The organism is Sagittula sp., from assembly GCF_052825245.1.
On sequence record NZ_JBRBWD010000065.1, the window covers coordinates 65,099 to 77,757 of the forward strand.

Here is a 12,659-nt window from a genome sequence, read left to right on the forward strand (position 1 = left end):
ACCCTTTCCGGCGCCGAAACCGACGTGAAGGGCGCGCGCTGCCCTTGCCCGCGCGCCCGCCAGAGGCTACGCCCGACACGCAACCACCGGGGATTGATCATGAAAGTCGCCATCGCCACCTCCGACTACTTCGTCCCCGGCGAGACCTTCATCAACCGCCACATCGAACACATGTTCGGCGGCAACACCTGCGTGATCTGCGGGCGGCACAACGGGCAGGACCCCTACGGCAAGCCGCTCTTCGTGCGCCGCGCGAAACTCTCGCTGGCCGACACGCTGACGGCACCGTTCCATGCCGCCACGGGCGCGCTCCTGCACGGCACCTCCCGCCTGCCCTTCGGCGCCGGGCGCAAGGCCCTGGCGCGGTTCCTGAAGGATGAGCAAGTCGATGTGATCCTTGCAGAATTCGGCACGCAGGCGCTGGTCGTCGCCAATATCGGCAACGACCTCGGCATCCCGGTCTTCACCTACTGGCGCGGCACCGACGCCTCCAAGATGCTGACCTCTTCGCAGCGCGTGCGCTCCTACCGGCTGATGATGCCGCGGCTCGCGGGCATGTTCTCCGTCAGCCAGTTCCTGCTCGACAACCTGGCGAAACACGGCGTCTCGCACCCCAATGCCCACGTCGTGCCCTCCGGCGTCGACATCCGCCGCTTCACCCCCGGCCCGAAGACCCCCGGCAGCTTCCTTGCCGTGGGCCGCATGGTCGAGAAGAAGGCCCCGCAGGTCACGCTCCGCGCCTTTGCCGAAGGCGCGCGCGGACGCGACGCGCATCTGACCTTCATCGGCGACGGCCCCTTGCTGGACGACTGCAGGACCCTCGCGCAAACCCTTGGGATCGCGGAACAAACCACCTTCACCGGCGCGCTGCCGCACGATGCCGTGCGCGAACGGCTGCACACGACGGAGGTCTTCCTGCAGCACTCCGTCACCGCGAAGGATGGCAACACCGAAGGTCTGCCCACCGCCATCCAGGAGGCGCTCGCCTCCGGCTGCATCACCCTTTCCACCCGCCACGCGGGCATCCCGGAGGCGGTGGAGCATGGCGTGAACGGCCTCCTGACCGACGAGTGGGACGAGGCGGATTTCGCCCGGCGCATCGCCCAGATCCTCGACATGCCCGACCGCAGCGACATGGCCCGCGCCGCCCGCGCCACGGCCGAGGCGAAGTTCGACAATGCCAAGGGCCTCGCCCGCGTCGAGGACGTGATCACCCGCACCATCGCGCAGGGCTGACCCACCCAAGGCAAGGGCCGCCCCTTGCGGACGACACGCGGCACGGGAAAGCCCTGCATCGCCCAGATCACGCGCCCACGCGCCCCCCGCCTGACCCACTCTCCGCCACACATCGCCAGCCCGGCCCGGGAGGAAAACCGAACCGACACGGGAACAACAGGCCGGGTCCGTGTGTTTGTGTGTCAGAGGCCGGGATATCCCCGAGCCATATCCCGCACCGTCCATCAAGGAGGACCCCCATGACCGGACTCGGTTGGTTTGCAGCCATCATCGTCGGCGGTATCGCTGGCTGGCTGGCAGAGAAGTTCATGAAATCCAACATGGGCATCATCATGAACATCGTTCTCGGCATCGTCGGCGCGATCGTGCTGAATGCCATTCTCGTCGCCGTTGTCGGCGGCACGCTCGGCGGCTGGATCGGCCAGCTGATCATCGGTTTCATCGGCGCCTGCCTGCTGATCTGGATCGCACGCGCCGTGCGCGGGCGACACGCCTGACATTCCCCTGACCAAAGACCCCGGGCCGCCCCCCAAAGGCGGCCCGAACTTTATGGCCCCGCCGGCCAAAGCCTATAGAAAGACCCGATGCTCGAAGACGTTTCCCTGCCGCTGCTCCTGCTGATCTTCGCCATCGCTGCCGCGGCAGTCATCGGGGCTTCGATCCGGGCCACCCACCTTGCCGACATCATCGCAGACCGCACCCGCATGGGCGAAGCGCTGGCCGGGGGTCTGATCCTCGGCGGCGCCACCTCGCTGGCCGGGGTGGTCGTCTCGATCTCTGCAGCGTCTTCCGGGGATGCCAGTTTCGCCGTCTCCAACGCCGTGGGCGGCATCGCGGCGCAGACGCTTTTCCTTGCCATCGCCGACCTACTGCACAAGCGGGCCAATCTCGAACATGCCGCTGCCGAACCGGCCAACCTTTTCCAGGCGGTGCTGCTGCTGATCCTGCTGTCCCTGCCCGTGGCCGCCATGGCCGGGCCGGACGTGTCGTTCTTTGCGGTGCACCCGGTTTCCGCCATCCTGTTCCTGACCTACCTCGCCGGTGTGCACCTTTCGGCCAAGGTCAGCGAGGAACCGATGTGGAGGCCGGTGGAGACCCGCGACACCCGCCACGACGAACCCGAACCGGACAGCGATCCCGACAAGTCGGTCCTGAAGCCCGCGCTGACCTTTGCCGCGCTCGTCGCCGTCATGGGCATTGCGGGCTGGGTCATCTCGCAGGTGGGCGCCACCTTCATCACGCGGTTCGGGCTGGCCTCCTCGCTGGTCGGGGCGCTGCTGACCGCCGTCGTCACCTCCCTGCCGGAATTCGTCACCACGCTTGTCGCCGTCCGCAAGGGCTCGCTGCAACTCGCGGTGGGCGGGATCATCGGCGGCAACACGTTCGACACGCTGTTCCTTGTCGCAGCCGACGTGGCCTATCGCGACGGGTCCATCTATCACGCCGTGGGGATGAACGATCTTTATTGGCTGGCGACCGGGATGCTGATGACCGCCGTCCTGCTGGCCGGGCTGATCCTTCGGCAGCGCGAAGGACCGGCCCGCATCGGCATCGAAAGCGTGCTGATGATGGCGATCTACGCCAGCGCCGTGACGGTCGAGGTCTTCTCCGGCTCCGCATGACACGGGCATTAATGCAGGATGTTAGCGCCTGATGCGCCACCGTGGCGGCAAATTTGCAAAACGGGTTTGCGTCTCCGCCACTTGCAATCCTTTGCCGCCTCGGGCTCAATCTGAACAAGCGTTCATTTCAGCCGGGAGGAGGCCGACAATGGATTTCGCGCTGACGGAAGAGCAAACCGCGATCTTCGACATGGCGTACGCCTTCGGGCAGGAGCACATCGCCCCGCACGCCCGCACATGGGAAAAGGACGGCACGATCCCGAAATCGCTCTGGCCACAACTGGCCGAGCTGGGCTTCGGCGGCCTTTACGTGAGCGAGGAGTCGGGCGGCTCCGGCCTGTCGCGGCTCGACGCCACGCTCGTGTTCGAGGCGCTGTCGATGGCCTGCCCCTCTGTCGCGGCGTTCCTGTCGATCCACAACATGTGCGCCCGGATGATCGACAGCTACGCCTCCGACGACTTCAAGGCGCGCGTGCTGCCCAAGGCGCTGTCGATGGAAACGGTGCTGTCCTACTGCCTGACCGAGCCCGGCTCCGGTTCCGACGCGGCGGCACTGAAGACCCGCGCGCAAAAGACCAACGAAGGCTACGTGCTGAACGGGACCAAGGCGTTCATTTCCGGCGGCGGCTACTCCGATGCCTATGTCACCATGGTCCGCACCGGCGAGGACGGACCGAAGGGCATCTCCACCGTCTATGTCGAGGACGGCACCCCCGGCCTCAGCTTCGGCGCGGCAGAGGACAAGATGGGCTGGCGCTCGCAACCCACCGCGCAGGTGCAATTCGACGACTGCGCCATCCCGCACGACAACCTCATCGGCGAGGAAGGCAAGGGTTTCCGCTATGCCATGGCGGGCCTCGACGGCGGGCGGCTGAACATCTCCGCCTGCTCGCTCGGTGCGGCGCAGACCGCGCTGGACCTGACGCTGCAGTATATGTCAGAGCGCAAGGCCTTCGGGCAGAGCATCGACCAGTTCCAGGCCCTCCAGTTCCGCCTCGCCGACATGGAGATCGAGCTTCAGGCCGCGCGCACCTTCCTGCGGCAGGCTGCGTGGAAGCTGGACACCGGCGCGCCGGACGCCACGAAGTTCTGCGCCATGGCGAAGAAATTCGTGACGGAGGCCGGGTCCCGCACCGTGGACCAGTGCCTGCAACTGCATGGCGGCTACGGGTATCTCGCCGATTACGGGATCGAGAAGCTGGTCCGCGACCTTCGCGTGCACCAGATCCTTGAAGGCACGAACGAGATCATGCGCCTGATCACCGCCCGCCATATGCTGGCCGGCTGACAACGGCGCGCCCCTCTCCGGGGGGCATCGCACATAACGGGCGGACGGGGCCTTGCGCCTTGCCCCGCCCTCCATGCAAGGACTGCCAAACGTCATGTCTGACACCCACATCCGCACCGAGGGCCATGCCGGCCGCATCACGCTGACCCGGCCCAAGGCGCTGAACGCCCTATCCTACGCCATGTGCCTCGACATCGAACGCGCGCTGGACCGCTGGCGCGACGACGAGAGCGTGCACTTCGTGCTGCTGGACGCAGAGGGAGAAAAGGCCTTCTGCGCGGGCGGCGACATCGCCGAGATGTATCGCACGGGGACCGACGGCGATTACGACTACGGCCGGACCTTCTGGCGCGACGAATACCGGCTGAACGCCAAGCTGGCGGAATATCCGAAACCCATCGTCTCCTTCATGAACGGTTTTGCCATGGGCGGTGGCGTGGGTCTTGGCGGGCATGTCTCGCACCGGATCGTGGGCGACAGCACCCGGATTTCCATGCCGGAGACGGCCATCGGGTTCGTGCCGGACGTCGGCGGCACCTTTCGGCTGGCGCAAGCCCCCGGCCGTCTGGGCGAATACCTCGGGCTGACCGCCTACCGCATGAATGGCGCCGACGCGATCCACGCCGGGTTCGCCGACACCTACATCCCGGAGGACGCCTGGCCCGTCCTGAAGGAAAACCTCGTGCACACCGGCCTTGTGGCGCAGGTTGAGGCAGCGGCCCAGCCGGTGCCCGACAGCCCGCTGGCCGCTCGCCAGGCGCAGATCGACGATCTGTTCGGCGGAGAGACCCTGCGCGACGTGCTGAACGCCCTCAGGAACGATCCGTCCGACTTCGCCGCCGAGACGCTGAAGACGATGGAGCGCGCCTCTCCCCTGTCGATGGCGATGACGCTCGAGATGATCCACCGCCTGCGTGGCCCGTCCCTCACGATCCGCAAGGCGCTGGAACTGGAATACCGCGTCAGCCATCGGATCATGGAACACGGGGACTTCCTCGAAGGCATCCGCGCTGCGATCATCGACAAGGACAAGACGCCGAAATGGCGCCACGCGCCGGACGGCGTGACCGCTTCGGACGTCTCGAAGATGCTGCGCCCGCTGGGGCCTGACACACTCGACTTCAAGGAGAAAGCCATGCAGATCGCCTTCATCGGACTGGGCAACATGGGGGCGCCCATGGCGGCGAACCTGGCCAAGGCGGGCCACGCCGTCACCGGCTTCGACGTGGCGGGCACCACCGCCGAGGGCGTGACCAGCGCCGCCTCCGCCCCCGAGGCGGTCAAGGGCGCAGAGGTGGTCATCACCATGCTGCCCAACGGCGACATCCTGCGCGGCGTCGCGGCCGAGATCATCCCCCACATGCAGAAGGGCGCGGTGCTGCTCGACTGCTCCACCGTCGACGTAGACTCCGCCCGCGCGGTGGCCGAACAGGCGACGGAGGCAGGGTTGATGGCGCTGGACGCGCCGGTGTCGGGCGGGATCGGTGGCGCGTCGGGCGGCACGCTGACCTTCATGGTCGGCGGACCGGACGAGGCGTTTACCATTGCGAAACCGCTGTTCGACATCATGGGTCAGAAGGCGGTGCATTGCGGTGCCTCCGGCAACGGTCAGGCCGCCAAGATCTGCAACAACATGATCCTCGGCGTCACCATGATCGCCACCTGTGAGGCGTTCTCGCTGGCCGACAAGCTCGGCCTCTCGCGGGAGGCGATGTTCGACGTGGTCTCCACCTCCTCCGGCTACTCTTGGTCGATGAACGCCTATTGCCCCGCACCGGGCGTCGGCCCGACCTCACCCGCCGACAACGGCTACAAGCCCGGTTTCGCCGCCGACCTGATGCTGAAGGACCTGCGCCTCAGCCAGCAGGCGGCCGAGGCCGCGGATGCCGACACGCCGATGGGACAGGCCGCGACAGAGCTTTACCGCACGTTTGTCGAGGAAGAGGACGGCAAGGGGCGCGACTTCTCCGCCATGCTGCCACGGTTCGAGAAACGGCACCGCGGCTGATTTTTGCCGATCCGAAAAAGCCATGCAACGAAACGTCGAGGAAGCTGCGTTACGTCCCTGTTCCCACAGTACAGGAGAGCAGGAATGAAACGAATCCTCACCGCAACGGCCCTTGGCCTCATCACCCTGACCGCCCCGCTTGCGGCAAGCGCCGAAAAGGCCTGCCCCCCGGGTCTTGCCAAGAAGGACCCGGCCTGCGTCCCGCCGGGCCTTGCCAAGAAGATGCCGCAGGGCGGGAAGGCTGACAACGACAAGGTATACTACGAAGTACGCCGCGGTGAGCCGATCCCCGACCGTTACATCCTGCTGGAAAACCCCTCGCAGTACGGGCTGGACCCGAACCGGACGTATTACCACCTGGGCAATCAGGTCGTGCGCGTCGATCCGGACACCCGCGCCGTCCTGTCGATCATCGGTGCGATTGCCGAACTTTCGAACTGATGTCCCGCGGGGCCGCCTTCAAAGGCGGCCCTTTCTCTCAATTCGTTTGCAGATTCTCGAAGTTGATCCACATCATTTCCCCGCGGAGCCCCGCAATCTAAGGCTTATTGCAGATCAATCTTTTGGGGGAAGTCTTCGATGTTCGCGAAAAACATGGGTCAAACCGACCGTATCGTCCGCGCCGTTCTGGGCGTCGTCCTGCTCATCCTCGCCTTCGCCGCGCTTGCCGGGGTTTGGGCTTGGATCGCCGGGATCGTCGGCGTCCTGATGCTGGCCACCTCGGCCATGGGGTCGTGTCCGCCCTACAGCCTTCTGGGCATCAACACCTGCAAGACCAAGTAAGGATTAAAGCGGCATTGGGGCGCGGCGCGCCCCTCCAGCCGCCTCAGGACAGCGACGTCCTGACCCTCTCGTAGACCGGCTCCGGCGCGTCGTCGCCGCTGCCGCCGCCGGGCTCTTCCTCCGGCGCGATGCTGGGCGGAAGGCTGGAGGTCTCGCTGCCGTCCTTCGCGGACTCCGGCTTGGTGAACGCCGGCGTGGCTTCCGGCGTCACGCCTGCCACCTCCATGATCCGGTCGCGCGCCTCCTCGGCGATGCGGCGGCCTTCGTCTATGGCGACATCTGCGCGGTAGAGTTCCAGCAATCCCATGGCGTTGAGAAGATCGGCCTGCAGCAGCACGTCCGGCGGATCCGAGGCCTCGCGCGCCTTGCGCATGAACTCCATCATGATCTCGATAGAGATGGTCACCACCTCGGCGTAACCGGGCACGGGCTCTTTCCGGGTCTGGGGCAGCAACCCGCCGATGGTTTCCGGCAGTTGCGCGCCCAGCTTGTCCCACAAACCGGTCACCGGCTTCGGTTCCCACATCTTGCCGTGGCGCGCGTCGGGGTGGACCGCGATGGTGCAGGTCGCGCCAAGCGCACGAACGGCAGAGGCCGGAACCGGATTGATCAGCCCGCCGTCCAGCAACCAGCGGCCATCCACTTCGGTCGGAGAAAAGACACCCGGGATCGACGCAGAGGCCCTGACCGCTTGTGCCAGATTGCCCTTCCGCAGCCAGATCTCGCGCCCGGTGCTCATGTCCGTGGCAACGGCGAGGAAGGGGCGCGGCAGGTCTTCGATGTTCTCCGGAAGCTCCAGCTCCTCCATCAGGCGGGTGACGGCCTTGCCCTCGATCACGCCGCCCCGGTCCAGCCGGAAGTCGAGGAACTTCAGGAACTTGCCTTGCGTCAAACCGCGCGCCCAGTCTTCGAGCGCGTCTAGCTTGCCGCCAGCCCAGGCCGCGCCGACCACCGCCCCCATGGAGCATCCCGCCACCACCTGGGGCTCCACGCCCATGTCCTCAAGCGCGCGCAGCACCCCGATGTGACACCATCCGCGGGCACCGCCCGCCCCCAACGCCAGTCCGAGAACCGTCATCGTTGCCTCCGTCAGATCCGCGCCCTACGCGGCGCATGGGTTCACCATATCACCTAGGGCAAAAACCCGGGTCGGCACGGCGCGCAGACCTGCTATTCGGCAGCCACCTTACGGGCTTCGAGCATCGGCTTCAGGTAGCGCCCGGTGTGGCTGCGCTCCACCTCCGCGACCTCCTCGGGGGTGCCCACGGCCACGATCTCTCCGCCGCCGTCACCGCCTTCGGGACCGATGTCGATCAGCCAGTCGGCGGTCTTGATGACGTCGAGGTTGTGCTCGATCACCACGACCGTGTTGCCCTGATCGACCAGTTCGTGCAGCACTTCGAGGAGCTTGCGCACGTCCTCGAAATGCAGGCCGGTCGTGGGCTCGTCGAGGATATACAGCGTGCGGCCCGTGGACCGCTTGGCCAGTTCCTTCGACAGCTTCACGCGCTGCGCCTCGCCGCCCGACAGCGTCGTCGCCTGCTGGCCGACCTTGATGTAGCCAAGGCCCACGCGCATCAGTGCATCCATCTTGTCGCGGATCGACGGCACGGCCTTGAAGAAGACCTGCGCGTCTTCGACAGTCATATCAAGAACGTCGGCTATACTCTTGCCCTTGAACAGGATTTCCAGCGTCTCGCGGTTGTAGCGCTTGCCCTTGCAGGTCTCGCAGGTGACGTAGACGTCGGGCAGGAAATGCATCTCGATCTTGATGACACCATCGCCCTGACAGGCCTCGCAGCGGCCCCCCTTCACGTTGAAGGAGAACCGTCCGGCCTTGTAACCGCGCGCCTTCGCCTCCGGGAGACCGGCAAACCAGTCGCGGATCGGGGTGAAGGCGCCGGTGTAGGTCGCGGGGTTGGACCGAGGGGTGCGCCCGATGGGCCGCTGGTCGATGTCGATCACCTTGTCGAGGTGCTCCAGCCCCTTGATCGTCTCGCAGGGCGCGGGCGTCTGGCGCGCGCCGTTCAGCGCCATGGAGGCCGATTTGAACAGCGTCTCGATAGTAAGCGTCGACTTGCCGCCGCCGGACACGCCGGTCACGCAGACGAACTTGCCCAGCGGGAACTCGGCCGTCACCTCCTTGAGGTTGTTGCCGGTCGCCTTGACCACCTTCAGCTTCTTCTTGTTGCCCTTGCGGCGCTCTGTCGGGACGGCGATCTCGCGCGCGCCGGACAGGTACTGGCCCGTCAGGCTGGCGGGGTCGTTCTGCACCTCTTCGGGCGTGCCCTTGGACACCACCTGCCCGCCGTGCACACCGGCGCCGGGACCGATGTCAAAGACATAGTCGGCCTCGCGGATCGCCTCCTCGTCGTGTTCCACCACCAGCACCGTGTTGCCCTGATCGCGCAGGTTCTTCAGCGTGTCGAGCAGACGGGAGTTGTCGCGCTGGTGCAGGCCGATGGACGGCTCGTCCAGCACGTAGAGCACGCCGGTCAGGCCGCTGCCGATCTGGCTGGCCAGCCGGATGCGCTGGCTTTCGCCGCCCGACAGGGTCCCGGCGTTCCGGCTGAGGGTCAGGTATTCGAGACCCACGTTGTTCAGGAAGCCGAGACGCTCGCGAATCTCCTTCAGGATGGCGCGGGCGATCTCGTTCTTCTGCTGGGTCAGGTTGGCAGGCACCGTCTCGCACCAGTCGAAGGCCTGGCGGATCGACATCTGCACCACCTGCCCGACGTGCAGCAGGTGCTCCTTGTCGCTGGACGGACCGATCTTCACCGCCAGCGCCTCTTCCCGCAGGCGATAGCCGCCGCAGGCGCCGCACGGACGGTTGTTCTGATACCGTTCGAACTCCTCGCGGACCCAGCTGGAATCCGTCTCGCGGTAGCGCCGTTCCATGTTGGGAATGACACCCTCGAAGGTGCGGGTAACGTTGTAGATGCGGCCGCCCTCATCGTAACGGAACGGGATCTCCTCCTCGCCGGAGCCGTACAGGAAAACCTGCTGCACATGCGCCGGAAGGTCCTTCCAGCGGGCGTTCTTGTCGAACTCGTAGTGCTTGGCGATCGCGTCGATGGTCTGGATGAAATACGGGCTCTTGCCCTTCCGCCAGGGCGCCAAGGCGCCGTCCTTGATCTTCAGCGTCTGGTCGGGAACCACCAGCCGCTCGTCGAAGAACAGCTCCACGCCCAGGCCGTCGCACTCCGGACAGGCGCCGAAGGGGGCGTTGAACGAAAACAGCCGCGGCTCGATTTCCGGGATGGTGAACCCGCTGACCGGGCAGGCAAAATTCTCCGAGAACGTCATGCGCTCCGGCTCGCCCTCTTTCGGCGCGGTTTCCAGGATGGCGATGCCGTTGGCGAGATCCAGCGCCGTGCGGAAGCTGTCGGCAAGCCGGGTCTGCATCCCGTCGCGCACGACGACGCGATCCACAACCACGTCGATGTCATGGCGGAACTTCTTGTCGAGGGTCGGCGGCTCGTCCAGTTCGTAGAACGTGCCGTCCACCTTGACCCGCTGGAAACCCTGCTTGCGCAGTTCGAGGAACTCCTTGCGGTACTCCCCCTTCCGGTCGCGCACGATGGGCGCCAGAAGATAGGCGCGCGTCCCCTCCTCCATGTCCATGACCCGGTCGACCATGTCCTGCACCTGCTGCGCCTCGATGGGCTTGCCGGTGGCAGGCGAATAGGGTGTGCCGACGCGCGCGAACAGCAGGCGGAGGTAATCGTAGATCTCCGTCACCGTGCCGACGGTCGAGCGCGGGTTCTTCGAGGTGGTCTTCTGCTCGATGGAAATCGCCGGCGACAAACCGCTGATGTGGTCGACGTCGGGCTTCTCCATCATGTCGAGGAACTGCCGCGCGTAGGCCGAGAGCGACTCGACATAGCGCCTCTGCCCTTCGGCATAAATCGTGTCGAACGCGAGCGATGACTTGCCCGATCCACTCAGGCCGGTGATGACAACCAGCTGATCCCGCGGAATATCCACGTCGATCGATTTCAGATTGTGCTCGCGCGCGCCACGCACCTCGATCTGCTTCAGCTCTGGCATGGGGACTCCCCGGGTCGATGAACGTTTTAGACATAGTTGAAACATGCGCCCGGGCCAATCGGAAAATGAGAACATTAACCGAACATCAATGCTGCGCCTTTACATTCTAAAATAGGAATGTATATATTGCCGCAAGAGCACAGGAGACGCCGAAAATGTTCGCATTCAATCAACGCACCATGACCCCGGCGGGCATGACCGCAGCGGATGCGGTGGCACGCACCGCCGCAGGTGACATCGTTCTGGTCGATATTCGCGATCCGTCGGAACTGGCGTCCGGCGGCAAGGCGAAGGGCGCGATCAATATTCCCAGCGCCACGCTGATGATGCGCGCCGATCCGCGGTCGCCGGAATGTGTGCCCGAACTGAAGGACGGCAAGCCCATCGCCGTCTACTGCGCGTCGGGCGCGCGGTCGGCCATGGCGAAACAGATGCTGGAACGGATGGGCCATGCCGAGGTGCACAACATCGGCGGGCTGGGGCACTGGCGCCGCGCCGGTGGCGAAGTCGAGTAACCGGGGCGTGTCCCCGAACTGGTGCGCGGCACTGACGCGCCGCGCCCCTTAAATTCAGCGGTAAAGCAGCGACACGCCGTCCGCGAACAGGTGCACCTTTTCCGGCACTGCCGTCAGCGGCACAGTCTGCCCGCGCATCCCGACATGAATGCCCGGCAGCTTCGCGATGACCGCGTCCGCGTCCTTTTCCGCCACGAAGTACAGCAGCGTGACCTCGCCGAGCGCCTCGGTGATCGCCACCTCGCCCGAGAAGATCGCCTCGCCCGTAGTCCGGGTGAAGTCCTCGGGCCGGATGCCGACCTTCACCTTCAATCCCATGTCGCTGTCCTTCGTCGGCACGTTTGACAGCGCGGTTCCGCCGCCCTCAAGGCGCACGGTGGTCTGCTCGCCCGTGGCGATCACCTCGCCGGGCAGCAGGTTCATCGACGGGGAACCGATGAACTGCGCCACGAACTCGCTGTTGGGCCGCTCGTAGAGATCGAGCGGCGTGCCGACCTGCGCGATGCCCTTGTTGGCCAGCACCACGATGCGCGTGGCGAGCGTCATCGCCTCCACCTGGTCGTGGGTCACGTAGATCATCGTGCGGTCCGGCATCGACTCCTTGAGCTGGGCGATCTCGATCCGTGTGGCGACCCGCAAAGCGGCATCCAGGTTCGACAGCGGTTCATCGAACAGGAACACCTTCGGGTCTCGAACGATGGAGCGTCCGATGGCCACCCGCTGCCGCTGACCGCCGGAAAGGGCCTTGGGCAGACGGTCGAGATAGGGTTCCAGCTGAAGCATCTTCGCGGCGCGGTTCACCGCCTCCTCGATCTCGGCCGGGGTCTTCTTTGCCAGCTTCAGCGCGAAGGCCATGTTGTCGCGCACCGTCATGTGCGGATAGAGCGCGTAGGACTGGAACACCATGGCGATGCCACGCTGCGCGGGCGGCACGTCGTTGACCACCTGCCCGTCGATCTCCAGCGTCCCGCCGGTGATCTTCTCCAGCCCCGCGATCATCCTGAGCAGCGTCGACTTTCCGCAGCCCGACGGCCCGACGAACACGATCAGTTCGCCGGCCTCGACGTCGAGGTTGATGTCGTTCAGCACGTTGACCGTGCCGCCATACGTCTTTTCGACGTCCCTGAGTTTCAGTCCAGCCATGCCCCTCCCCCTTC

The 12,659-nt window shown here is 65.7% G+C and carries 11 protein-coding genes and 1 pseudogene; 9 read left to right on the forward strand and 3 right to left on the reverse strand.

Going from position 1 to position 12,659, the window contains the following annotated elements:
- The first annotated feature begins 99 nt into the window (after positions 1-99).
- The 8 genes and pseudogenes from ACU0DV_RS25515 to ACU0DV_RS25550 all read left to right on the forward strand — a co-directional run bounded on the left by ACU0DV_RS25515 (position 100) and on the right by ACU0DV_RS25550 (position 6,937).
- Entirely contained in the window at positions 100-1,236 is a 1,137-nt protein-coding gene (locus ACU0DV_RS25515; protein WP_446242927.1) for a glycosyltransferase, read from the forward strand.
- Positions 1,237-1,475: 239 nt separating this feature from the next.
- The gene (locus ACU0DV_RS25520; protein WP_100926939.1) at positions 1,476-1,733 is read left to right on the forward strand and encodes a GlsB/YeaQ/YmgE family stress response membrane protein; all 258 of its coding nucleotides are present in this window, start codon (positions 1,476-1,478) and stop codon (positions 1,731-1,733) included.
- Positions 1,734-1,820: 87 nt separating this feature from the next.
- Entirely contained in the window at positions 1,821-2,858 is a 1,038-nt protein-coding gene (locus ACU0DV_RS25525) for a sodium:calcium antiporter (RefSeq protein WP_446242926.1), read from the forward strand.
- A 148-nt stretch (positions 2,859-3,006) separates the two neighbouring features.
- Positions 3,007-4,146 (forward strand): acyl-CoA dehydrogenase family protein, encoded by a 1,140-nt coding sequence (locus ACU0DV_RS25530; RefSeq protein ID WP_100926941.1) that lies wholly within the window; start codon positions 3,007-3,009, stop codon positions 4,144-4,146.
- A 94-nt stretch (positions 4,147-4,240) separates the two neighbouring features.
- Positions 4,241-5,251, forward strand: a pseudogene (locus ACU0DV_RS25535) (enoyl-CoA hydratase/isomerase family protein); the annotation flags it as partial.
- Between the two features lie 30 nt (positions 5,252-5,281).
- Entirely contained in the window at positions 5,282-6,154 is an 873-nt protein-coding gene (gene mmsB / locus ACU0DV_RS25540) for a 3-hydroxyisobutyrate dehydrogenase (RefSeq protein WP_446243058.1), read from the forward strand.
- Positions 6,155-6,238: 84 nt separating this feature from the next.
- The gene (locus tag ACU0DV_RS25545) at positions 6,239-6,595 is read left to right on the forward strand and encodes an excinuclease ABC subunit A (protein ID WP_100926943.1); all 357 of its coding nucleotides are present in this window, start codon (positions 6,239-6,241) and stop codon (positions 6,593-6,595) included.
- 138 nt (positions 6,596-6,733) lie between these two features.
- Entirely contained in the window at positions 6,734-6,937 is a 204-nt protein-coding gene (locus tag ACU0DV_RS25550; RefSeq protein WP_446242925.1) for a YgaP family membrane protein, read from the forward strand.
- A gap of 43 nt (positions 6,938-6,980) precedes the next feature.
- Here ACU0DV_RS25550 and ACU0DV_RS25555 read toward each other — a convergent pair whose 3' ends face one another.
- Together ACU0DV_RS25555 and uvrA are read right to left on the reverse strand one after the other, a co-directional pair.
- Positions 6,981-8,015 carry a patatin-like phospholipase family protein gene (locus ACU0DV_RS25555; RefSeq protein WP_446242924.1) on the reverse strand — a complete coding sequence of 345 codons (1,035 nt, stop codon included), beginning with the start codon at positions 8,013-8,015 and terminating at the stop codon, positions 6,981-6,983.
- 92 nt (positions 8,016-8,107) lie between these two features.
- Positions 8,108-10,987, reverse strand: a complete 2,880-nt coding sequence (gene uvrA, locus ACU0DV_RS25560) for an excinuclease ABC subunit UvrA (RefSeq protein WP_446242923.1) — start codon at positions 10,985-10,987, stop codon at positions 8,108-8,110.
- 155 nt (positions 10,988-11,142) lie between these two features.
- On the opposite strand from uvrA, the gene ACU0DV_RS25565 reads away from it, so the two are divergent.
- Positions 11,143-11,502, forward strand: a complete 360-nt coding sequence (locus ACU0DV_RS25565; protein ID WP_254698258.1) for a rhodanese-like domain-containing protein — start codon at positions 11,143-11,145, stop codon at positions 11,500-11,502.
- Between the two features lie 54 nt (positions 11,503-11,556).
- Here ACU0DV_RS25565 and ACU0DV_RS25570 read toward each other — a convergent pair whose 3' ends face one another.
- The gene (locus ACU0DV_RS25570) at positions 11,557-12,645 is read right to left on the reverse strand and encodes an ABC transporter ATP-binding protein (protein WP_370313322.1); all 1,089 of its coding nucleotides are present in this window, start codon (positions 12,643-12,645) and stop codon (positions 11,557-11,559) included.
- Between the last annotated feature and the right edge of the window lie 14 nt (positions 12,646-12,659).

Excerpts from the sequence above, each read along its gene's own strand:
- ACU0DV_RS25515 (WP_446242927.1), top strand. The coding sequence starts at position 100 with ATGAAAGTCGCCATCGCCACCTCCGACTACTTCGTCCCCGGCGAGACC.
- ACU0DV_RS25520 (WP_100926939.1), top strand. The coding sequence starts at position 1,476 with ATGACCGGACTCGGTTGGTTTGCAGCCATCATCGTCGGCGGTATCGCT.
- ACU0DV_RS25525 (WP_446242926.1), top strand. The coding sequence starts at position 1,821 with ATGCTCGAAGACGTTTCCCTGCCGCTGCTCCTGCTGATCTTCGCCATC.
- ACU0DV_RS25530 (WP_100926941.1), top strand. The coding sequence starts at position 3,007 with ATGGATTTCGCGCTGACGGAAGAGCAAACCGCGATCTTCGACATGGCG.
- mmsB (WP_446243058.1), top strand. The coding sequence starts at position 5,282 with ATGCAGATCGCCTTCATCGGACTGGGCAACATGGGGGCGCCCATGGCG.
- ACU0DV_RS25545 (WP_100926943.1), top strand. The coding sequence starts at position 6,239 with ATGAAACGAATCCTCACCGCAACGGCCCTTGGCCTCATCACCCTGACC.
- ACU0DV_RS25550 (WP_446242925.1), top strand. The coding sequence starts at position 6,734 with ATGTTCGCGAAAAACATGGGTCAAACCGACCGTATCGTCCGCGCCGTT.
- ACU0DV_RS25555 (WP_446242924.1), bottom strand. The coding sequence starts at position 8,015 with ATGACGGTTCTCGGACTGGCGTTGGGGGCGGGCGGTGCCCGCGGATGG.
- uvrA (WP_446242923.1), bottom strand. The coding sequence starts at position 10,987 with ATGCCAGAGCTGAAGCAGATCGAGGTGCGTGGCGCGCGCGAGCACAAT.
- ACU0DV_RS25565 (WP_254698258.1), top strand. The coding sequence starts at position 11,143 with ATGTTCGCATTCAATCAACGCACCATGACCCCGGCGGGCATGACCGCA.
- ACU0DV_RS25570 (WP_370313322.1), bottom strand. The coding sequence starts at position 12,645 with ATGGCTGGACTGAAACTCAGGGACGTCGAAAAGACGTATGGCGGCACG.